The sequence below is a fragment of the Pseudomonas sp. TUM25319 genome, assembly GCF_056388475.1.
Map to the genome: position 1 here is coordinate 4,680,244 of NZ_CM150751.1, position 20,788 is coordinate 4,701,031.

Genomic DNA, 20,788 nt, shown 5'->3' on the forward strand with positions numbered 1-20,788 from the left:
CTTTTCCATGATCCGCTCTTCTCGACCCGTCAGCAGCACCGCGCGCTACCGCCGCGCCCTCGCCCTGAGCGCACTGGCGCTCGCTCTGCAGGGTGTTGCCAGCACCGCTTCGGCGGCGCCCGTCCAGGCGCCACAGACCTGGAGCATCGGCTCCGGCAGCCTGGCCCAGGTACTGGCGCGCTTCGCCAGCGAAAGCGGCGTGACCCTGCAATACAGCCCGGAACTGGCACGCGGGCTGTCCAGCCCCGGCCTGCACGGGCACTACGGTATCGAAGAAGGCTTTCTCAAGCTGCTGGCCGGCACCGGTCTGCAGGCGGTACGCCGTGGGGACGGCGTGTACGGCCTGGAGCCACTGCCGCGTAACAGCGGCGCGCTCGACCTGGAGCCGCTGAGCATCAGCGGACGCCAGGTCGAAGCCACCACCGAGGACTCCGGCAGCTACACCTCCAGCGCCGCGACCATCGGCAAGTCCACCCACCGCCTCAAGGACATTCCGCAGTCGGTCAGCATCGTCACCCGCAAGGCCATGGATGATCAGCGCCTCGACACCCTCGACGAAGTCCTGGAGAAAACCACCGGCGTCACCACCTTCCAGAGCCCGTCCGGCGGCAAGTACATCTACTCCCGCGGCTTCGAGGTGGAGACCATCCAGTACGACGGCGTGCCGCTGGACCGCCGCTACTACGCCATCGGCAGCAGCTTCACCGCCGATACCCTGCTGTACGACCGCGTCGAAGTGCTGCGCGGCGCCAACGGCCTGCTGCAAGGCAGCGGCAACCCGGGCGCTGCGGTCAACCTGGTGCGCAAGCGGCCGAAGGCCGAGCCGGCCCTGTCCATCACCGCCAGCGCCGGCTCCTGGGGCACCTATCGCCAGACCCTCGACGCCAGCACCCCGCTCACCGCCGATGGCGCGTTGCGCGGTCGCCTGGTGGCCGCCCACGAAGACCAGAACTACTTCTACGACACCGCCGAAAGCCGCAAGAACGTGCTCTACGGCATCCTCGAATACGACCTTGGCGACGCCACCACCGTGGCGGCGGGTGCCAGCGTCGAAGACCTGCATGCGGTGCCGTTCTTCAGCGGCCTGCCGCGCAACAAGGATGGCAGCGCGGTCAACGTCAGCCGCTCCACCTACACCGGCGCCGACTGGAACCAGTGGGACAACAAGCAGACCACCTACTTCGCCGACGTCACCCACGACTTCAACGATGACTGGCGCCTGAAGGCCGCCGGCAGCTATGTGCGCGAGACCAACTACATCCTCTACAGCTTCGGCCGAGGCGCGGTGGACCCGGCCACCGGCGACGGCATGCGTTCGCGGGCCTACCTGTACGACTTCGAGAACGTCAACAAGGGCGTCGACATCAACCTCACCGGCAAATGGCGCGCCCTGGGCCTCGAACACGAAGTGGTGGTGGGCGCCAACGCCAGCGATCTGCAGACCGATGACCTGCAAGGCGGGTTGCTCAACCTCGGCGCGATCAACCTCTACGACCCGGTGTCGCCGCAGCGCCCGACCCTGGACCAGTTGCTGGGCACCACCTACGCCGGCACCTCCCGCGGCAAGATCACCCAGAACGGCATCTACGGCGTGGTCCGCTACAAGCTGGCCGAGCCGCTGACCCTGGTGCTGGGCGGGCGCACCAGCAACTACAAGTACGACTACGAACTGCAGCGCTTCAACACCGACTCGCCGCCAGCGGCCAAGGCCCGCGAAAGCGGTGTGTTCACGCCGTACGGCGGCCTGATCTACGCGCTGAACGAACAGTGGTCGGCCTACGCCAGCTACGCCGATATCTTCAAGCCGCAGACCGAGCTGAGCGAAGACATCACCACCCTCAAGCCCATCACGGGCGCCAACTACGAGCTGGGCCTGAAAGGTGAACTGCTCGATGGCCGGGTCAATACCAGCTTCGCGATCTTCCGCATCGACCAGGAAAACCGCGCCCAATACGACGGCAACTCGCCGTGCGGCCTCAGAGGCGAGGACAACTGCTACGTGGACGGCGGCAAGGCCCGCTCCACCGGCTTCGATGCCGAGATCAGCGGCGAGGTGCTGGACGGCCTGCAACTGTTCGCCGGCTACACCTACACCAAGACCGAGTACCTCAACGATGCGGGCGATGGCGTCGGCTTCTCGGGTGCGGCCTACAACAGCTACACGCCGCGCCACATGCTGCGCTTCTGGAGCGACTACACCCTGCCCGGCGAGCTGAAGCAGTGGACCGTCGGGGGTGGCGCCAGCATCCAGAGCGAGAATTACCACAGCAACTTCGGCGGCACCGACGGCGTGGGCGACATTGAACAGGCAGGCTATGCGATCTGGAACGCTCGCCTGGCCTACAAGATCAACCAGAACTTCAGCGTCTCGCTCAACGGCAACAACCTGTTCGACAAGAAGTACTACTCCACCATCGGCTGGCTGCATGCGGCGAACCACTACGGCGATCCGCGCAACTACACGGTGACGCTGCGGGCTGATTTCTGAGGCCGCTCCGATGCCCCGGCAAATCGGTTGCTGACTGATGTTCCGGACCTGTGGGAGCTTGCTCCCACAGGCTGGGCTGCTCCTACTGATTCATCGTCAGGATGATCTTCCCGACATTCTCCGCCGACTCCATGCGCCGATGGGCGTCGGCTGCCTGCGCCAGCGGGAAGGTGCTGTCCAGCACCGGCTCCAGGCTGCCGCCACCCTCGAAACGATCGAGCCAGTGTTCCCGAAAGCGCCGGATCATCGCGTGCTTCTCCGGCTGGCTGCGGGACTTCATCACCGTGCCGATGATCCGCAGGTGACGGTAGAGGATGTCTTCCAGTTTCACCGTCACCTCCCCGCCGCCACCGAGTATCCCGACCTGGATCAGCCGTCCGCCGTTGGCCAGCGAGTGGAGGTTGCGGGTGAAATACGGCTCGCCGATAAAATCGACGATCACATCCACGCCCCGGCCCTGGGTGTGCCAGGTGATGGCTTCGGCGAAGTCCTGGCGCTTGTAGTCGATGACGATCTCGGCCCCCAGGTGCTCGACCCGCTCGACCTTGCTGCCATCGGTGGTCGCATAGACGGTGGCGCCCGTGGCACAGGCCAGTTGCACCGCAGCGGAACCGACCCCGCCCGCCGCCGCATGGATCAGTACCGACTCGCCACGTTGCAGCCCCGCCAGGTGCAGCAAGGCTTCATGGGCCGTGACAAACACCTCGGGAATCGCTGCCGCATGGATGTAGTCCAGCGACGCCGGAATCGGCATGGCCATGCGGTAATCGATGCGCGCCCGTTCGGCGTAGGCGCCGCCACCTACCACGCCCATCACCCGGTCGCCGACGCGGTAGCCAACGACCTCGCTGCCGGTCTCGATCACCTCGCCGGCGATCTCCAGGCCGATGATCGGTGAGTCGCCAAAGTCCGGCTGGCCATAACCGCCCTTGCGGTGCGTGAGGTCGGCGCGGTTGACCCCGGCGGCGTGGACACGCACCAGCAGGTCGGTGGGGCGCACGTGCGGCGTCGGAACCTCTGCGAGCCGGAGCACGTCCGGGCCGCCGAAAGTGTCGAAGGTGATGGCGTTCATGAGGGCCATGGGGTCGTCCTTAGATCTGGCTGATGAATTTGTTTGTCAGGTAGTGCTCGATGCCCTCGGTTCCACCTTCGGAACCGTGGCCACTGTCCTTGATGCCGCCGAAGGGCAGTTCGGTGGCGACGATGCGGTACTGGTTGATACCGATCATCCCCGCCTCCAGCCCGTCGGCGACATCGATGGCGGTACGGGCGTCGCGGGTGAAGGCGTAGGCCGAGAGGCCAGAAGGCAAGCGGTTGGCTTCCGTCAGCGCGTCCGCCAGTTCATCGAAGGGCATCAGGACGGCGATCGGGCCAAAGGGTTCTTCGTGCATGATCCGCGCATCCATCGGCACATTGGCCAGCACCGTCGGGGCGAAGAAAAAGCCGGGGCCGGGCAGGCTTTCGCCACCGCTCAGCACCTGCGCGCCACGGGCCACGGCGTCGGCCACCAGCGCTTCCATCTTGGTCAGTTGCCGCAGGTTGGCGAGCGGGCCGACACGGGTTTCCGGATCCAGGCCATTGCCCACCCGTAGCGCCCGGGTGGCGGCGACGAAGCGCTCGACGAACTGCGCATAAACGCCGCGCTGGATCAGAAAACGGGTCGAGGAAATGCACACCTGGCCAGTGCCGCGGAAGCGGTTGGCGGCGCCCTCTTGCGCCGCCCGCCCGACGTCGGCGTCGTCGAACACCAGCACCGGCCCATGGCCGCCCAGCTCCAGGGTGATCGGCTTGACGCCCTCCGCCGCCCGGGCCGACAGCAACCGGCCAATCGGCACCGAGCCGGTGAAGGCGACCTTGCGGATAACCGGCGACGCGATCAGGTGACGAGAGACCTCGTCCGGCACACCGAACACCACCTGCAACACCCCTTTGGGCAAGCCGGCGTCATCCAGGGCACGGGCCAACGCCAGCGCCGTGGACGGGCTTTCTTCACCGGGCTTGAGAATCACAGTACAACCAGCGGCCAGGGCGGCAGACAGTTTGCGCGCCGGGGTGATCGCCGGGAAATTCCATGGCGTGAACGCCGCCACCGGCCCGATGGGCTCGCGCTTGACCAGTTGCAGCACGCCGGGGCGGTTGGCAGGCACGACGCGCCCCTCGATACGCCGGGCGCTTTCGGCGAACCATTCGAAATACTCCGCCGCGCGGGTCACCTCATCCAGCGCCTCGGCCAGTGGCTTGCCCTCCTCCAGCGTCATCTGCGTGGCGATGGAGGCGGCGCGTTCGTGGATCAGTGCAGCGGCGCGCTTGAGGATGGCGGCGCGCTCGGCAGGCACGGTCTTGCGCCATTGCGCGAAGCTGCGCTGTGTCGCTTCAAGAGCGCGGTCCAGGTCGGCCGCCGTGGCCAGCGGCACCTGGCCGATTTCCTGCTCGGTGGCCGGGTTGACCACGGCGGCGGTCGCACGCCCTTCGTGGCCGATCCATTCACCGTCGATAAACAGGTACAGAGCGTCGTAGTGAGTCGTCATGGGGGTCGCCTTCATGGGTTCTCGGAAGTCAGGCCACACCATGGAGCGGGCTGGCCTGTGCGATCGAGTCTAGGGACGACGGCCTCGCCGATTTAGCCCGGCAGGAGGGAATCAGTGTTGTGCCCAGAGGAAATATCGCTTTCTAATGGGCGCGATTTCGCACTCGGGAAGCAGGAAATGGACAAGCTGTCGAACATGTCGGTGTATGTGAAGGTCGTTGAAATGGGCAGCTTCACCGCCGTGGCCAACCACCTCGACTCCACGGTCGGCAACGTCTCCCGTGCCGTCTCCGCACTGGAACAGATGCTCGACACCCGCCTGCTGCAGCGCTCCACGCGGCGCCTGTCGGTGACCGATGCCGGGAGGCGCTTCTACGAACGCTGCACGGCGATCCTCGCCGACCTGGAAAACGCCGAGGCCGAGGCCCGCAATGCCCTGCTCGAACCCCGTGGCACCCTGCGGGTGCATTGCGTGCCCGGCCTGGCACGGCACCTGGTGACCACTGCCGTGCTCGACTACCGCAAGGCATTCGCCGAGGTAAGCGTCGACCTGCTGCTCTCGCAGCGCATGCCCAACCTGCTGGAAGACCAGCTGGACGTCTCGATCCAGATCGCCCGGGTACTGCCGGACTCCGCCTACGTCAGCCAGAAGATCGGCGTCAGCCACTGCGTGCTGGTGGCCTCCCCCGACTACCTGACCCGCCATGCGCCGCCGCAGACACCGCAGGACCTGCGCGACCACCACTGCCTGCTGCTCGGCACCGTCGATTACGCGCGGGATGAATGGCAACTCAAGAGCCCGGCAGGCGACTTCACCTTCGTGCCCGCGGGCGCCAGCTTCAGCGTGAACGATATGGAGGCCATGTCGGTCGCCATCAGGAGCGGCGCGGGGATCGGCTTGCTGGCCGGGTTTTCGGCGATCGAGGATCTGCGTTCAGGGGCGTTGGTGCGGGTGCTGCCCGATTACCACACCCAGGAGCGCAACGTGTATGCGGTGTACACCTCGCGCCAGTTCGTGGATGCGAAGATCAGCCGGTTTGTCGAGGTGCTGAAGGAACAGGTTGGCGGGCAGTTGGCGGGGATTGCGCTGGAGTTGATCAGGACGTGAGCGCGAAGAGAGCATCAGCGCTCTCGTTGAAAAACTGATGGATGTGTCTGGGTTCGCTCCCACAGAATGGACTGCGCCTACCGCGGCCAACCTGCGGCTGATGTCGCACCGCCTGCAGACTGAATGCTTGACTTACGCCGCGTCTGACACACGGTTTAAGTCGCTCGCGGGGACGGTGCTCCGCCGCCGTTAACCGAACGTTATGTAAACAAGGGAATGTATGCGTTTATTTTTAGTTTTTTTCCTCTCTCTGCTTTCAGGCCTTTCGTCAGCAGGTTCTGAGCTTGACAACATGATCGAACGCTACGAATCACAAAAAAATGCTGATTATCTAAACAATCAAGAGCTGGCTTTTTTAAGCCACGACATTGGCATGCGTCTTTTGGCGAGCAAACAATACGACGCCGCTATCAGTTACTTTAAAACCGCATTGGAGATCGACCAGAACATTGACAAAAACGACCCTCTTCTCGGAGGGCGCTGGACATATTTAGGCCAGGCCTACACGTTCAGCGGACAGATAAGCAATGGCATTGAGTCGCTCCAGCGAGCCCTCCAGATCGATGAGCAACACTACCCTGAAGGGAACCTGAATATTGGAATTGCACACGGAAATCTGGGTTGGGCTTTGATTCGATCTCGAAACTACCAAAGGGCAAATGAGCATTTAAAAATAGCGTGCGCGATTTTTTTGACAGAGCTTGGCGAAAACCACCCCCAAACCCTGGACTGCCACAAGAAGATGAACGTTACGCTCAAGCACCTGAGAGAGAACCAACCCTAGGGATACATGGCCCAGCCAACGAACAGTGGATTGACCAGTTGATGGAGCAGGAAAAGAACGGCCAACTGGACAAACAAATCATGATAGAGGCCGCGCCCGGACCGCCGTGATCGGCGGCGAAGCCGTCGTAAAGCCTGAAATCCCCGGTCTGAGTGATACACCCGGGATACCGGTTTTGGGGCCGCGTTGCGGCCCTTCGCGGCGGTCCGGCGTTCCGGTGAATCCCCACAGGATCGCAAGTGATCCGGCCCCATGTGCCTGACTGCAAGATGTGTAGATACCCATGCTAGTCACTGCTACTGCCCATCAGAATCCATCTTTTCCCACCGCCCTGAATATCGAAAGCGAAGTCCCAGAACACGGGATAAGCCGGATGACCTTTGCTTAGCCAGAATGAGGTTATGGTGCTGGCCTGGTCCAGACGCACATGCATGAACAGCTCTTCAACAAGACTCAGGATTTCGGAGCGCTTTGCATTCAGGTCCAGTGGGCCGTAACCGCCATCCCCGACGTGCAGCAGTTGCTCGGTAACCTCTCTGCGGGCCTCGCTTGCCGTCACGCGGGACTGCCCGCCAACGATCACGTCGTTGCCAGTGGAACAGGCAAGTTGCGCCTGGAGCGTTCTATCCAGCTCGAAGGGTCCGTAGGTGTCAACCCAGACCGAATAGTTGAACCCCTCCAGGAGGTGCTCAAGCCTGAGGATTTCGTTTGCGCGTGAATCCTGGGTGATACGCATGCGGGCTCCGTGAATGCCAGGCCAGTTCCAGGACTTCGGGGTCGCTACTGGCGCAGTGACAGGTTGATGCCCAGGACCGACAGGCACCTGGACATCCGTGTGCACATCACCAATCGTACGTCAGATTGGCCGTGACCGTGCGCCCCTGCCCGTACGTGCACTCCCACACCCCGGAACAACGACTGACATAGCGCTTGTCGCCGATATTTTCCACATTGGCCTGTAACCGCACGCCCTGGATCGCCAGCGGCGAGCGCTCCAGATCGTAGGAGATCATGCCGTCGTAGACGCTGTACGACGGAACCTCAAAGGCGCGATACGAGGTGCTGGTACCCGGGCTGCTGCGCACATAACGAACCCCGGCGCCAAAGCCCAGACCCCGCAGGGCACTGTCGTCCGGCATCCTGTAGTCCAGCCAGGTGGACGCCGTCAGCGGCGAAATGCCGATCGGATGCCGCCCCTTCATCCCGTCGTTGTCCTTGGTGTATTCGGCGTCGACACGGGAGACCGAGGCAATCAGATTGAGGTTGCGGGTCAGGGCAGCCTTGCCTTCGAGCTCGATACCGGTCGAACGCAATTCGCCGGACTGGTTGCTGAAGCCAGGGTTGTCGAGGTCGCTGGTCAGGACGTTCTTGCGGTCGATCTGGTAGGCAGACACCTGCACGAAGCTGTCCGAACCCGGCGGCTGGTACTTGATGCCCACTTCATACTGCTTGCCGGTCGAGGCGTCGAAGGTGTTGCCCGACACGTCGGTGCCGGTGTTGGGCTGGAACGACTCGGAGTAGCTGAAATAGGGTGTGACGCCGTTGTCGAACAGGTAACCAAAGCCCAGACGTCCAGAGAACTTCTCGTTCCTGATGCTGTTATCCACCTTGTACAGCGGCTGGTTGTTTTCGGTCACCGCCCAGTCGTAACGGCCACCGAGGGTCAGGAACCAGCGCTCCCACTTGAGCTGGTCCTGCACATACAGGCCGGTTTGCCGGATGGTGTTGTCCCAGGTGTTGACGCTGGCCTTGCTGAAGTCGATCGGCGCACCATAGATCGGGTTGTACAGATCGATGCCTGGCGGCGCGTACTGGTAACGTCCCAGAAACTCGGAATTGAAGTGGTAGTAATCAGCGCCCAGCAACACGGTGTGCTCGACCTCGCCAGTCTTGAATACGGCCTGGGCGGTGTTGTCGATGCCATAGACCTTGTTGGTCTGCGACCAGTCGATGGCATAGCGGCCGATGGCGCTCTGGTTGTCGAGGCCGGTGGTCGGGCTGGTCATGAATTCATAGCCGTGCAGGACGGAAACGAAGCGGTCGTCCACGTAGGCATAGCGGGCGTTCTGCTTGAGCGTCCAGATATCGTTCAGCTCATGGGAGATTTCATAGCCGACACTGAACTGGTCACGGTCGTACGAGGCGTAGTTCGGCTCGCCGATAAACCGGCTGCGTGAAACAGATCCGTTGGGGTCGGCCAGCACCGTGCCCCAGACCGGCAGGCCCTGCGGCTCCGGTGTGTCGTTGTCCTTCTGGAAATGGCCATGGAACGTCAGGGTGGTGCGCTCGCTCAGGTTCCAGGTGAGGCTCGGAGCGAGGGTCATTCGCTTCTGGTCGGCGTAGTCGACTTCCGAATCGCTTTCGTTGACCACCCCCGTCAGGCGATAGAGGAAGGTGCCCTGGTCATCGAGCGGACCGCCCAGGTCGAAGGCACCGTACTTGCGGTCATGGCTGCCGCTCCCCAGGGTCACGGAGTGCACGGCGTCGGCCGTCGGGCGCTTGGAGACCATGTTGACGATACCGCCAGGCTGGTTCTGTCCGTACAGGACCGAAGCCGGCCCCTTGAGCACCTCGATACGTTCGAGCAGGTAGGGATCGATCTGTAACGCACCACCGGTACTGCCGCCGCCATAAGGCAGGTGCAGACCATCCAGGTACATCGGCGTGGCATTGAAGCCCCGGGAAGTGGGCTCGTCGAACGCCTTGACCCGTGCCGTGAAACCATCGACCTGGATACCCGGCGTGTAGCGCAACGCCTCGCTGACCGACATCGAGCCACGGGCCTTGATTTCGTCCTGGGTCACGACATTGATGGTCTGCGGCGTCTCCAGGATGGCGGTATCGGTCTTGGTCGCGGTGGCGCTGCGCCTGGCCACATAGCCCTCGACCGGGCCGTACGCGGATTCGCTGTTGGCATTGATCGAAGTGGCGCCAAGCTCGAGGATTTTCTCGTCTGCCGGGCGCTTCTCGATCAGCAGGATGTCGCCGCTGAACGTGGCCCTGAGGTCGCTGCCCCTGAGCAAGCGTTCGACGCCTTCGCGGGTGCTGAACTCACCGCTGAGCCCTTGGCTGCGCTGGCCCTGCAAACCGTCGCTGGGCACCATCAGCCGCAGTCCTGCCTGGGCGGCAAAGCGGGTCAGCGCCTGGTCCAGCGGGCCTGGCGAGATGGTGAAGGTGTGGCTGGCGCTGGATGAACCCTCGACCGCCAGTGCCGTGCCGTTCACGGCGAAGGTGGTGGTGGCGATGGCCAGGCTCAAGGCCGTCCGGCAAATCAGGTGCTGCATGTGTCTCCCCTTTGCTGAAGTCAGCGGAAAAAATCACTCTCGATAGGGGAAGACGACAGGCTGCGAAAAGCTGACAGCGCGACGGCAAAAAGTTTTCAATGCGATGAACGCGCCCGGGCTTCGTCACGCTCCACCACGGTCAGCCATGGCAGCCGGCGGATACGCACCGGCAGCGAATGCTGCAGCAACTGCAACTGCGCTGGCAGGTCATCGGTGCCCACGATGCCGGTCACCGGCAATTGCCGCAGTGACGCGTCGCGGATCCAGAACAGCCCGCGATGGTAGGGCTTCAAGGCATCCAGCACCTCGCCCAGCGGACGCTGGTTGAACACCAGGCGATCCTGTCGCCAGGCGGTTTCGGCACCCGCGTCCACGGCATAGGGACGGGAAAGCCCGGTGGCGTCGTAATCCAGGCCCTGCCCTTCGGCTACCTCGGCGGTCCGCGTGGCGCCATTGGTCTGCAGGCTGACGTGCACTGCGTGCTCGGTGACCACCAGGTGCACGTTACCCGCCTCACGCCGCACATCGAACGCGGTGCCCAGGGCACGCATGCGCCCTTGCGCGGCCTCGACCTCGAACGGCCGCAGCGGGTCGGCGGCGACCTGCACATACAGCTCGCCGGCATACAGCCGCAGCACACGCTGAGGGCCGTCCAGGTCAATATCGACGCGGGTCTGCGGCGCCAGCTCCAGGCGCGAACCATCCGCCAGTTGCACGGTGCGCCGCTCGCCCACACCGGTGCGCTGGTCCGCCATCCAGCCTTGTTCCTGTCCCTGCCAGGCCACCCCGCCCCCCAGCCCCAGGGCCAGTATCAGCCCCAGCATCGGCAGCCGCCGCGGGCGAGGCGCAGGGCGCTGCAACGCACCGCCCACCTGCTCCCACAGCCACTCGGCGGCCTGGGCCGCCCGTTGATGGTCGGGCGAGGTCTCGCACCATTGCAGGTAAGCGTCCCAGTCGGCGTGCGGCTCGTCCCCCGAATGCAGGTCGACCAGCCATTGCAGGGCCTGTTCGCGCAGGACCGACTGAGGGGGCGATGAAGGGTTCGTGCTCACTCAGTCTTCCATCAGCCCCAGGCGCCGGGCGCAGTGGCTCAGGGCGCGCATGATGTACTTGCTGACCATGCTCGGCGATACGCCAAGACGCTCGGCGATGGCGCCATGGCCAAGGCCTTCCAGACGATTCAGCAACAGGGCGCGGCGACAGCTCTCAGGCAGTTCACCGAGGGCCGCATGCAACAGGTGCAGTTGCTCGCGCAGCAGCAGGAGTTCGGCAGGGCCTGGGGCGACATCGAGCAATTCATCCTGGACGTCCTCCAGCGAGGACTGGGGACCGCGGCGTGAGCGGCTGCGGCAGAAGTCGATGATCAGGTTGCGCATGACCCGGATCAGGAAGAACTGAGGGTTGTCGATGCGCTCCGTTCGCGCCTGACGGTCCAGGCTCACATAGCGCAGGAAGGTGTCCTGGGTGAGGTCGGCAGCCAACTCGCGGTCGCCGAGGCGACGATAGGCAATTTGCTGGAGTTCGCGATGGTACAAGCGAAACAAATGCTCCATTTTGTCAGCCACGGCGCACTCCGGACGAGGAAGGATCGGTAGGATCGGAAGCGGCGGAGACTACCTTGTGTGAGAATCATTCGCAATGATTCCTGTGGGCGAAGGGTGAGGTTCATGGGCTCTGAATGATGGCGTGCGCCACGAAACAGCCACGCTGGAAATCCCGCCGCACACGCGGTGGCGGCGGGACCAGACCCCGTCAGTTTTCGTAGCGAAGCGTGACGGCAAAGTTACGCGGCTCGCCGTAGTAGTTGCCCAGGTTCGAGTTGTAGATCGAGGCGTAATACTTCTTGTCAAACACGTTGTCGAGGTTCAGTTGCGCGCTGAGGTTGCGGTTGATCTGGTAGTTTGCGTTCAGCCCCACCAGGTTATAGGCACCCTGCTCCACGTTACCCAGGTGGACCTTGCTCTGATGATAGAGGTCACCACCCACGCGCCAGTCGCTCAACGCGCCAGGCAGACGGTAATTGGTCGCCAGCTTGAACAGGCGCCGGGGCGCTGTTTCAGTCGCGTAGTCGGTGCCTTTACGGGCTCCGGCGACATATTCGGGATCGCTGTAGGTGTACCCCGCTACCGCATTCCAGCCCTTGAGGATCTCGCCGGAAACCTCAGCCTCGAAACCACGGTTGCGGACCTTGCCGCCTTCCTCGTAGCAGGTTGAAGTACGTCCTGGACCACAAATCCGTGCAGCACCGCTAACCGCTTGCGGCATATGGCTCTGGTCGACCTGGAACACCGCCAGCGAGGTATTGAGCAGCCCGTTGTAGAACTCGTTTTTCAGACCCACCTCATAGTTGCTGCCGGTGATCGGGTCGAGCAGTTTGTTGTTGATGTCGTAGTTGTTCTGAACCTGGTAGATCTCGGTGTAACTGGCGTAGACCGATGCGCTGTCCGTCAGGTCATAGACCACACCGGCATAGGGAATGACTTTTCCGTTTTCCTTGAAACGGTCTTCATAGTCGGCAGACGCGTAGTCCACCCAACTGAAGCGACTGCCCAGGATCACATGCACGTCATCGGTAGGGTTCAACCGCGTGGCGGCGTAGAAGCCTTTGTCCTTGCGCACGTTGCGGTACTGGACTCGCTCATACCCATAGGTGGGCGCGATCACTTGCGAAGGGCTGAAGTCGAGAATGTCGACCACGCTCGGGTTGTTGTTGTACCGCGACTCATTGATGAACCGATCCTTGCGCGCGTTAGCGCCAAACACCAGTTCGTGACGCTGGCCAAGCAGGTAGAACGCGCCGTTCAGCGCGGCATCGAGGCTGATCTGCTCGTCGTCATATTTAGTGTCGTTGGTGTACAGGCGGAACTGGTCGTTGCCAATATTGTTGCCGTATAGCCCGAGAAAATCTGCGTTCGACCACGTCAGGTTGGTATTGACCGTCAGTTTCCAGTCATCGTTGAACGCATGCCTGATATCAGCGAAGACGGTGCGATTGATCTTGTTCAGGTGTGCCCAATCGGGCGCGAACGAGCTGGAGCGCGACAGCGGATAAAAGTTGCCATTGAGTTGGGTGGGCAGGCCACCCCAGTCATAGCCACCGTGATAGTCCTTTTGCAACACGGTACCGAGGCTGACCGTAGTGGCGTCGCTCAAGTCGGCTTCGCCAATGGCGTAAAAGAGCTGGTTCTCTTTGTCGGCGCGATCTACAAAGCTGTTGCCCGCGTTGTACAACAGCACCGCCCTGGCTCGCAGTGTTCCCTGCTCGTTCAGCGGCCCGCCCACGTCGATCTGGCTGTGGTAGTTGTCCCAGGAACCCGCGCCGACTTCGGCTTTGAGTTTGTAGGTGTCCGTTGGACGCTTGCGCACCAGGTTGATGGCCGCCGACGGGTTGCCCGCGCCCTGCATCAGGCCGTTTGCGCCGCGCACGAACTCTACGCGGTCGTAGATCGCCATGTTGTTCACCGAGGTCACGTCCATCGAGTAACTTTCGGAGATGCTGGTCGGGACGCCGTCGTATTGCAGGTCGTTGACCTGGAACCCGCGAGAAAAATAGCGCGAACGCTCCGTGCCGAAGTCCTTGGCGGTGTTGATGCCGGTGGCCGCCCTGGCAACGTCTTCCAGGGACTGCATGTTCTGATCGTCCATTTGCTGGCGCGTAACGACACTGACCGACTGCGGCGTTTCACGCAGCGAGAGGTTCAGCCGCGTCGCGGTATTGGTGCTGCCTGTGGTGTAGGCGTTCGACCCTTCGGTTGTCTCGCCCAGACCGGTACCGGTCACGTTGGTCTGCCCCAGTTCCACGGCGCCCTCGGCGCTGGCAGCAACCAGTACATAACCGCCATTGGCCTGGCGCTGGGCCTGCAGCCCGCTGTTGGCGAGCAGGCGCTGCAGGCCCTCTTCCACACCGTAGACACCCGCAAGACCGGGCGTGGTGAGCTGGCGAGTCTGTTCGGTATCGAACGACAACGTCACCCCGGCCTGCACGCCGAACCGGGTAAGTGCGGCACCCAGGGGGCCCGGGACAATCTGATACGCCGTCCTGGTCTGCGCTACAGCCTGGCTGGAAAGCAACGCCAGGCCGGGCACGCTGGCCAGCGTCAGGCCAAACAGAGCAGAACGAACCAGGTGGGCAAGAGGCGCGGTTGCATTGAGGTGAAGCGGGAGCATTGAGTGATCCTTCCGTTGCTGTGGCAGAAGTCGCTGTGATCGCGGCTTGTGTCATTGACGGATGAGAATCCAGATCAGCAAGGCAGCCCGAGATTTTTTTGCAAACGCCTCAGGCAGGTTCGACGGTGACCCAGTAACGCGTCAGGTAGCGCACCGTTACCGGCAGACTCTTGCCGAGGTTTTCCAGCACCGTATCGGTGTCGTCGATGCGAAATGTGCCCGAGATGTTCAGGTTTTCCACCGCGCGGGCACAACGCAACACGCCCGGACGATAACGTCCCAGTTCGCTGATGAAGTCGCCCAGCCGGCAGTCATTCACGCTGAGCATGCCCTGTACCCAGGCGGCCGAGTCGGCGGGCAACGGCCGGATACTGCCGGTTGCCGTATCGTCGAAGCTCACCTGTTGTCCCGCCTCGACACGCAGGGGAGCCGCGTAAGGATGCTGCGGGCGCACTTCCACCGCGGCCTGCAGTACCCCGACCTGGGTCCGCTGCGCCAACTGACGCACGCTGAAACGGGTACCCAGGGCGCGTACGCTGCCGTTGGCGGTCTGCACGATAAAGGGACGTTGCGCGGGGTCTTTGGCCGTATCGATCAGCACTTCCCCCTGGTACAACTGGATCAGCCGCAACGCTGAATCGAAACGGATATCCACGGCGCTGCGGGCATTCAGTTCCAGCTGCGAACCATCGCTCAGGCGCAGTGACTTGCGTTCGCGCACGCCGGTGCGCTGCTGGGCAAGCAGCGCCTGATACGGCAGTTGCTCGCTGGCCAGCCAGGTGCTGCCACCGGCGGCCAGCAACAGGCCGAGCAGCTTCAGCACCTGGCGCCGCTGTGCCTGGGCGGCCCCCAGGCCGGACAGCGCCGCCTTCTGCGGAATGCACGCCCATTGCTGTTGCAGCCGTTCGACACGCGCCCAGGCCGACGCGTGTTCAGGGCTGGCCTGCAGCCAGGTGCGCCAGGCCTGATCACGTGCGGCATCGTCGATGCCGTCATTGAGCTGCACGTACCAGGTGGCCGCCGCCTCCAGGACCTCGAGGTCGGGGCCGCTCATGGTGCCTCGACCAGCAACAGGCAGCGGGTCGTGGCACGAATCAGATGATTCTTTACCGTCGTGACCGAGACGCCGAACCGCTCGGCAGCGGCCACGTAACTCATGCCTTCCAGTTGCACGGCAAGGAAAATCTCTCGCGTGCGGGCCCCCAGTTCGTCGAGCAGGCTGTCGACCTGAACCAGCATTTCGATGATCGACAACCGTACTTCCGGCGACACCTCCACCGGCTCGGGGCGCTGCGCCAGCGCAAACAGATAGGCCTGCTCGATGGCGCGGCGGCGTGATTTATCAATCAACAGGGAGCGGGCGATGGCACTCAGGTAACCACGAGGCTCGCGAATGGGCGCATCGTTACGCGCCGTCATCACGCGCAGGAAGGTGTCCTGAGCCAGGTCGGCAGCATCGGCTGCGTTGCCAAGGCGTACCCGCAACCAGCCCTTCAGCCAGCTGTTGTGTTCGCGGTAAAGCAGATGAAGCGCTGCCGGGTCGAGCGTCGACATGGAATGCAACCGATACGCAAATGGGAATGTATCGCATTGTGTGAAGTCGGACGATTTTATGCAAGGACCAAGGGCCTCCGCCCGCCTGCACGCAAACCTGCGCTCAGTCGGCCGCCGAAGGCCGCAGACATCCCACCGCCATGCAGACCAGGCTCTCCAGCAACCCCGGATCCTCCAGATACCCCGGCACGTCCTCCAGTACCGAGCGGATCACACTGCGTAACCCCTGCCCCAGCAAATACGCCGCCAGGGCCGGATGCGTCGTGGTGATCTCGTGTTCGTACATCTGCAACAGCGGCAGCCAGGTGGCTTCGATGAACTCCCCTGTCGTCTGGTAAGGACCACGCCACATGCCCAGGTGAAGGGCCGAGTGGTAACGCAGGTGAAAAGCCTTGTTCAGTTTGAACAGGCGGGTTTCGACGCGAATGATGTTGGCCAGGATCTCGCGCAACGCCGATTTCAACGGCACGCCCACCAGCCGCTCGCGCACCCTGAGCAACGCCTCGGCTTCTTCGTCGAGAACACGTTCGTAGAGCAAGGCGACGATGGCGTCCTTGTTGGGGAAGTACTGGTAGATCGAGCCGACCGCGACCCCCGATATTTCCGCGATGCGGGCGACGGTCAGCGAGGCTTCGCCGGTTTCATCGAGAATCCGCAGGCACGCCTGCTCCACCGCCGCCACCAGGGCTCGCGAGCGTGATTGCGCCGGGCGCTTGCGCAACGCGGGAAGCGGCTCTCGCGTCGTCCCCGGGCGCGTCTTCGGTTCACTGCCTTTTTTGCTCATGAAAACCTGAGTGCTGTGTTCCTGACTGGCTCTAATCCACGATATTTATCAATTAAATCAATAGCTTGATTGAAACTAACGGCATCCCCGGAATGCGAATTTCTGCCCGTTGGCACGCTGAGTATGATCATTCCCGTCGATCAGACAACGTACAAACGCGCGATGAAGCGCCCTACAAGATCGGATATTCAGCCCTATCGGGAGATTGCCCATGTCGTCCTCTTTCACTGTCCGGCCCCTTGGTCCACACCTGGGTGCCGAAGTCCTCGATCTCGATCCCGCCTCGGTGGTGTTGCCAGAAACGCTGGCGGCACTCGAGGCGGCGCTGGTCAGACACGAAGCCCTGGTCCTGCCGGTTCCCGCGCTGCGCCCCGAGCAGCACCTGGCCCTTGCTCGCCACTTCGGCGAGCCGGAAGTCCACACTTTCTACCCCAACCTGGGCGAAGGTTTCGAGCAGATCACGGTGATCGATTCCCGCCAGGGTGATCGCGCCGATATGTGGCACCACGACGAAAGCTTTCTGCCCAGCCCGCCGATCATCACCATGACCCACGCGCAGATCCTGCCACCCAGTGGCGGCGATACCTGCTGGATCAGCATGACCAGCGCCTACGACCAGTTGTCCGCGCGCATGAAGCAGTACCTCGACGGCCTGAGCGCCTGGCACGACATGAACGGGCCGATGACGGCGGCGCTGCGGCAGAACGTCGTCGCCCATGAGCGCTACGTCGAGGTCATCGCGATGAACCGCCGGCACTTGCACCCGCTGGTGATCGAGCACCCGGTTTCAGGGCGCAAGGCGTTGTACCTGAGCCCGACCTACACCACCCATGTCGATGGCCTGCCCAGCCTCGAAAGCGATGCGCTGCTCGGTTACCTGCACGCCCATTGCCAACAGGTGCACTTCGGTTTCCGCCATCGCTGGCGAGTCGGTGACATGGTGCTGTGGGACAACCGCAGCGTGCTGCACAACGCCATCCTGGACTATCAGCCGCACCAGCGACGCATGCACCGCACCTCGGTGTTCGCACACGGCGCTCACCACGCCTGACCCACGCCAGGAGACCATTGCCATGTTGAAGGATGAACTGAACCAAGACCTGCTGGCCCGCTACATTCCCCGGCCAGGCCGCCATGCGCTGCTCCCCGAGCTGACCCCGCGCCAGCGCGTGGCACTGCTGTGCCGGGTCCTCTCCCGCGAGGGCTACAACGACCATATCGCCGGGCACATCACCGTTCGCCAGGTCGACGGCACTTACCTGGCCAATCCCTGGGAGCTCACCTGGAGCGAGCTGACCGCCTCGGATATCGTGCGCCTCGACCGGCATGGCCAGGTGATCGAAGGCGACTGGAACATCACCCCCGCCATCAACCTGCACATCGACGTGCACGCGGCGCGACACGATGTCGGCGTGGTGATCCACAACCACCCGCAATGGGGCTCGGTGTGGTCGGCAGTCGGGCGCGTGCCGCCGATCTACGACCAGACCTCGGCCCTGGTCGACACCGACCCGGTGTTCTACGACGAATACCGCGGCACGGTGGAAGACCTCGAACGGGGTCGCGCCGTCGTGGAGGCGCTGGGCACGCAGAAATGGGCCTTGCTCGCCAACCATGGCGTGCTGCTGGTGGCCAACGGCATTCGCCAGGCACACCTGCGGGCGATAACGCTGGAATGGCGCAGCCGCCTGGCCTGGTGCGTCGAGACGCTGGGCGGTGGCTCGCCGCTCCCGGCCGCCGTCGTGCGGGCGACCGGGGAACGGACCGATGCCAATGGCTTCCCGTTCCTCTGGGAAGCCATGGCGCGGGAGGAGATCCGGCGCGATCCGGCAGTGCTGGATTAAAGCCTGGCCCTTGCAGGAGCCTGCGCCCGTTCCAATGAAACAAGACATCACTTTTGGATTTGCCTGGGCCTGTGGGAGCGAGCGCTCTCCCACAGGCCTTTCATCGATCACGCTGATGATTACTATCGAAGGGCCCGCCTGTCGGCCTGCCGACCCCCGCTCCTATAATCGCCTTCCGTTTTTCCCCGCTCCTGTTCGCCTGCCCTCAGGCGCCATTCCCCCCTTGGAACCCATCACGATGCCAAGCGCCAGCCAGGCCCCCCACGGCCTTCCCGAACATAATCAACAGAGTGTCAGCCAGCAGTGGCTGGCGATTCTCTCGGTCGCAGTGGGCGCGTTCGCCCTGGTCACCAGCGAATTCCTGCCGGTCGGCGTGCTCAACGATGTCGCCAGCGACCTCGGTATCAGTGCCGGGCAAGCCGGACTGATGGTGACCCTGCCCGGCATCATGGCCGCCCTCGCCGCGCCCTTGCTGTCGGTAGGTATCGGCGCCCTCGACCGGCGCTACCTGCTGATCGGCCTGACGCTGATCATGATCCTCGCCAACGGCATCGTGGCCGGTGCCAGCAGCTTCGGCCTGCTGCTGTTCGGTCGCGTGCTGCTGGGGGTGAGCATCGGCGGTTTCTGGGCGACCGCCATCGCCCTCAGCGGACGCCTCGCGCCCCGCGGCGTGGGGGTGGCCCAGGCGACGTCGATCATCATGGTCGGGGTGACGCTGGCCACCGTACTGGGCGTGCCCGTCGGCACCTGGCTGAGCGGCCTGATGGGCTGGCGCATGACCTTCCTCGCCACCGCACTGCTGGGCATTCCGGTGCTGCTGGCGCAGGTCCTGCTGTTGCCGCGGCTCAACCCGGACAAGGCCATTCGCGTCAGTGACCTGCCGGCGCTGTTCATCAACCCGCAGGCGCGGGTGGGGCTGATCGCGGTCCTGCTGATCGGCCTGGCGCACTTTGCGGCGTACACCTATGTCGCGCCATTCTTCAAGCAGAACGCCGGCTTCGATGGGCCGACCATCGGCTCCCTGCTGCTGCTCTACGGCATGGCCGGGGTGGCGGGCAACATCTTCGCCGGCTTCGCCGCCAACCGCAGCGTGCGCCACACTCTGCTGCTGGTGGCCGTGCTGATCGGCGTCAGCACCGCGCTGTTCCCGCACTTCGCCACCGGCCTGACCGGCGCCGCCATGCTGATCGCACTCTGGGGCTTCGCCTTCGGCGCCTTCCCGGCCTGCGCCAGCATCTGGATGTTCGTCGTCGCCCCCAAGGACGTCGAACGCGGCATGCCGCTGTTCGTCGCCATGTTCCAGGTGATCATCGCGCTGGGCTCGTTCTTCGGCGGGCAGATCGTCGACCAGATGGGCAGTGCGGTCCTGTTGAGCCTGGCCACGGCCCTGGTAGGCTGCGGGTTTGTCACGGTGTTCGTGCTGGGGCGCAACGTCAGCAATCGTCTGGCGGCTCAGGCCTGCTGAACCGGCGGGCGGGCATGGCATTCGTTTGAAGCGTTCGAGCCCGCCAACCCGCCACTGACGCAGTACACCGTTACTGGCGGATGGCGGCACGACGCTGCCGCCACCCGGCAATCCAGTGCCGCTGCCCAGGGTCACAAGCACTCTTCATCTGCCATTGCCCATCACCCGCCATTGCCGCTGCTCGCTGGCACGGATCCTGCTCCCTTCCCGACACGCTGTTCATAAATGGAATCATGACCAGGCGCTGATTCACCCGAACGAATGAGCGCTGCACTGCAAGGAGCTGCCAATGAAAGTCAACGTCACCCCCGTTCACTTCACCCCGCCGTCGTCCACGGCGCAGAAGAAGCGCATCGACGACTCGCAAGAATCGAGTTTCCAGCAAACCCAGGCATCGGCTGCCCCGACCACGGCTGCCAGCGCGAAATCGGCTGCCGCCAGCAGCACGAATGAAAGCCTGCCCGTGGATGCCTATGCGATCCCCAGCTGGATGAGCGGATTTGGTCTGAGCCTGAACGGCAGCGACCCGGCGGGCGATCCGAAAACGGCCGCGTTCTCCGCTGCGTCCGCCTCGGAGCTGAAAGAGTATTCGGAGGGCCTGCAGACGCATCTGCTCGCCGCCTACGAAAAGAACGGCCTCAGCGGTCTCAGCGCCCGCTACAACGTGGTGAAGACCATTCCCGGGCTGAACGACCGGCTGTACGCGGACTTCAAGGCATCGATCAGTGCCGATGACAGAATGCTGAGCCTGATGAGCAAACTCGGCGTGACCATGAGCTAAGG

General features: G+C 63.4%; 17 protein-coding genes. 7 read left to right on the plus strand and 10 right to left on the minus strand.

The genetic code is table 11. The features are described from left to right. The first annotated feature begins 7 nt into the window (after positions 1 to 7). On the plus strand, positions 8 to 2,488 hold the full coding sequence (locus tag AC05QJ_RS21290) for a TonB-dependent siderophore receptor (RefSeq protein WP_476743256.1): 2,481 nt from the start codon (positions 8 to 10) through the stop codon (positions 2,486 to 2,488). An 82-nt stretch (positions 2,489 to 2,570) separates the two neighbouring features. On the opposite strand, the gene AC05QJ_RS21295 is transcribed toward AC05QJ_RS21290, so the two are convergent. Beyond that, entirely contained in the window at positions 2,571 to 3,560 is a 990-nt protein-coding gene (locus tag AC05QJ_RS21295) for an NAD(P)H-quinone oxidoreductase (RefSeq protein WP_476747983.1), read from the minus strand. Positions 3,561 to 3,579: 19 nt separating this feature from the next. Beyond that, positions 3,580 to 5,016 (minus strand): NAD-dependent succinate-semialdehyde dehydrogenase, encoded by a 1,437-nt coding sequence (locus AC05QJ_RS21300; protein ID WP_476743257.1) that lies wholly within the window; start codon positions 5,014 to 5,016, stop codon positions 3,580 to 3,582. Between the two features lie 177 nt (positions 5,017 to 5,193). Here AC05QJ_RS21300 and AC05QJ_RS21305 point away from each other — a divergent pair, with 177 nt between their 5' ends. Together AC05QJ_RS21305 and AC05QJ_RS21310 are read left to right on the plus strand one after the other, a co-directional pair. Continuing rightward, entirely contained in the window at positions 5,194 to 6,123 is a 930-nt protein-coding gene (locus AC05QJ_RS21305) for a LysR family transcriptional regulator (RefSeq protein WP_476743258.1), read from the plus strand. Between the two features lie 292 nt (positions 6,124 to 6,415). After that, positions 6,416 to 6,907, plus strand: a complete 492-nt coding sequence (locus tag AC05QJ_RS21310; RefSeq protein WP_476743259.1) for a tetratricopeptide repeat protein — start codon at positions 6,416 to 6,418, stop codon at positions 6,905 to 6,907. A gap of 286 nt (positions 6,908 to 7,193) precedes the next feature. On the opposite strand, the gene AC05QJ_RS21315 is transcribed toward AC05QJ_RS21310, so the two are convergent. From AC05QJ_RS21315 to AC05QJ_RS21350, 8 genes are all read right to left on the minus strand, one after another. Then, positions 7,194 to 7,643 carry a hypothetical protein gene (locus AC05QJ_RS21315; RefSeq protein ID WP_476743260.1) on the minus strand — a complete coding sequence of 150 codons (450 nt, stop codon included), beginning with the start codon at positions 7,641 to 7,643 and terminating at the stop codon, positions 7,194 to 7,196. Positions 7,644 to 7,749: 106 nt separating this feature from the next. Continuing rightward, a complete protein-coding gene (locus AC05QJ_RS21320) occupies positions 7,750 to 10,191 on the minus strand; it encodes a TonB-dependent siderophore receptor (protein ID WP_476743261.1) in 2,442 nt (813 codons plus the stop codon). A 95-nt stretch (positions 10,192 to 10,286) separates the two neighbouring features. After that, on the minus strand, positions 10,287 to 11,243 hold the full coding sequence (locus AC05QJ_RS21325; protein ID WP_476743262.1) for a FecR family protein: 957 nt from the start codon (positions 11,241 to 11,243) through the stop codon (positions 10,287 to 10,289). Further along, positions 11,244 to 11,756, minus strand: a complete 513-nt coding sequence (locus AC05QJ_RS21330) for an RNA polymerase sigma factor (protein WP_476743263.1) — start codon at positions 11,754 to 11,756, stop codon at positions 11,244 to 11,246. It lies immediately after the preceding gene. Positions 11,757 to 11,943: 187 nt separating this feature from the next. Further along, positions 11,944 to 14,358, minus strand: a complete 2,415-nt coding sequence (locus AC05QJ_RS21335) for a TonB-dependent siderophore receptor (protein ID WP_476743264.1) — start codon at positions 14,356 to 14,358, stop codon at positions 11,944 to 11,946. A 109-nt stretch (positions 14,359 to 14,467) separates the two neighbouring features. Beyond that, the gene (locus AC05QJ_RS21340; protein ID WP_476743265.1) at positions 14,468 to 15,412 is read right to left on the minus strand and encodes a FecR domain-containing protein; all 945 of its coding nucleotides are present in this window, start codon (positions 15,410 to 15,412) and stop codon (positions 14,468 to 14,470) included. Next, on the minus strand, positions 15,409 to 15,912 hold the full coding sequence (locus AC05QJ_RS21345) for a sigma-70 family RNA polymerase sigma factor (protein WP_476743266.1): 504 nt from the start codon (positions 15,910 to 15,912) through the stop codon (positions 15,409 to 15,411). The genes AC05QJ_RS21340 and AC05QJ_RS21345 overlap by 4 nt, the downstream gene beginning before the upstream one ends. Before the next feature lie 103 nt (positions 15,913 to 16,015). Continuing rightward, a complete protein-coding gene (locus AC05QJ_RS21350; protein WP_476743267.1) occupies positions 16,016 to 16,696 on the minus strand; it encodes a TetR/AcrR family transcriptional regulator in 681 nt (226 codons plus the stop codon). A 211-nt stretch (positions 16,697 to 16,907) separates the two neighbouring features. Here AC05QJ_RS21350 and AC05QJ_RS21355 point away from each other — a divergent pair, with 211 nt between their 5' ends. From AC05QJ_RS21355 to AC05QJ_RS21370, 4 genes are all read left to right on the plus strand, one after another. Continuing rightward, positions 16,908 to 17,747, plus strand: a complete 840-nt coding sequence (locus AC05QJ_RS21355) for a TauD/TfdA dioxygenase family protein (RefSeq protein WP_476743268.1) — start codon at positions 16,908 to 16,910, stop codon at positions 17,745 to 17,747. Positions 17,748 to 17,769: 22 nt separating this feature from the next. After that, positions 17,770 to 18,540 (plus strand): class II aldolase/adducin family protein, encoded by a 771-nt coding sequence (locus tag AC05QJ_RS21360; RefSeq protein WP_476743269.1) that lies wholly within the window; start codon positions 17,770 to 17,772, stop codon positions 18,538 to 18,540. Positions 18,541 to 18,778: 238 nt separating this feature from the next. Beyond that, the gene (locus AC05QJ_RS21365; RefSeq protein WP_476743270.1) at positions 18,779 to 20,005 is read left to right on the plus strand and encodes an MFS transporter; all 1,227 of its coding nucleotides are present in this window, start codon (positions 18,779 to 18,781) and stop codon (positions 20,003 to 20,005) included. 289 nt (positions 20,006 to 20,294) lie between these two features. Further along, on the plus strand, positions 20,295 to 20,786 hold the full coding sequence (locus AC05QJ_RS21370; protein ID WP_476743271.1) for a hypothetical protein: 492 nt from the start codon (positions 20,295 to 20,297) through the stop codon (positions 20,784 to 20,786). Positions 20,787 to 20,788 lie beyond the last annotated feature (2 nt).

Coding starts and splice junctions, on each gene's coding strand:
- AC05QJ_RS21295 (WP_476747983.1), bottom strand. CDS start 3,560: ATGAACGCCATCACCTTCGACACTTTCGGCGGCCCGGACGTGCTCCGG.
- AC05QJ_RS21365 (WP_476743270.1), top strand. CDS start 18,779: ATGCCAAGCGCCAGCCAGGCCCCCCACGGCCTTCCCGAACATAATCAA.
- AC05QJ_RS21360 (WP_476743269.1), top strand. CDS start 17,770: ATGTTGAAGGATGAACTGAACCAAGACCTGCTGGCCCGCTACATTCCC.
- AC05QJ_RS21340 (WP_476743265.1), bottom strand. CDS start 15,412: ATGAGCGGCCCCGACCTCGAGGTCCTGGAGGCGGCGGCCACCTGGTAC.
- AC05QJ_RS21345 (WP_476743266.1), bottom strand. CDS start 15,912: ATGTCGACGCTCGACCCGGCAGCGCTTCATCTGCTTTACCGCGAACAC.
- AC05QJ_RS21315 (WP_476743260.1), bottom strand. CDS start 7,643: ATGCGTATCACCCAGGATTCACGCGCAAACGAAATCCTCAGGCTTGAG.
- AC05QJ_RS21355 (WP_476743268.1), top strand. CDS start 16,908: ATGTCGTCCTCTTTCACTGTCCGGCCCCTTGGTCCACACCTGGGTGCC.
- AC05QJ_RS21305 (WP_476743258.1), top strand. CDS start 5,194: ATGGACAAGCTGTCGAACATGTCGGTGTATGTGAAGGTCGTTGAAATG.
- AC05QJ_RS21370 (WP_476743271.1), top strand. CDS start 20,295: ATGAAAGTCAACGTCACCCCCGTTCACTTCACCCCGCCGTCGTCCACG.
- AC05QJ_RS21310 (WP_476743259.1), top strand. CDS start 6,416: ATGATCGAACGCTACGAATCACAAAAAAATGCTGATTATCTAAACAAT.
- AC05QJ_RS21350 (WP_476743267.1), bottom strand. CDS start 16,696: ATGAGCAAAAAAGGCAGTGAACCGAAGACGCGCCCGGGGACGACGCGA.
- AC05QJ_RS21300 (WP_476743257.1), bottom strand. CDS start 5,016: ATGACGACTCACTACGACGCTCTGTACCTGTTTATCGACGGTGAATGG.
- AC05QJ_RS21335 (WP_476743264.1), bottom strand. CDS start 14,358: ATGCTCCCGCTTCACCTCAATGCAACCGCGCCTCTTGCCCACCTGGTT.
- AC05QJ_RS21320 (WP_476743261.1), bottom strand. CDS start 10,191: ATGCAGCACCTGATTTGCCGGACGGCCTTGAGCCTGGCCATCGCCACC.
- AC05QJ_RS21290 (WP_476743256.1), top strand. CDS start 8: ATGATCCGCTCTTCTCGACCCGTCAGCAGCACCGCGCGCTACCGCCGC.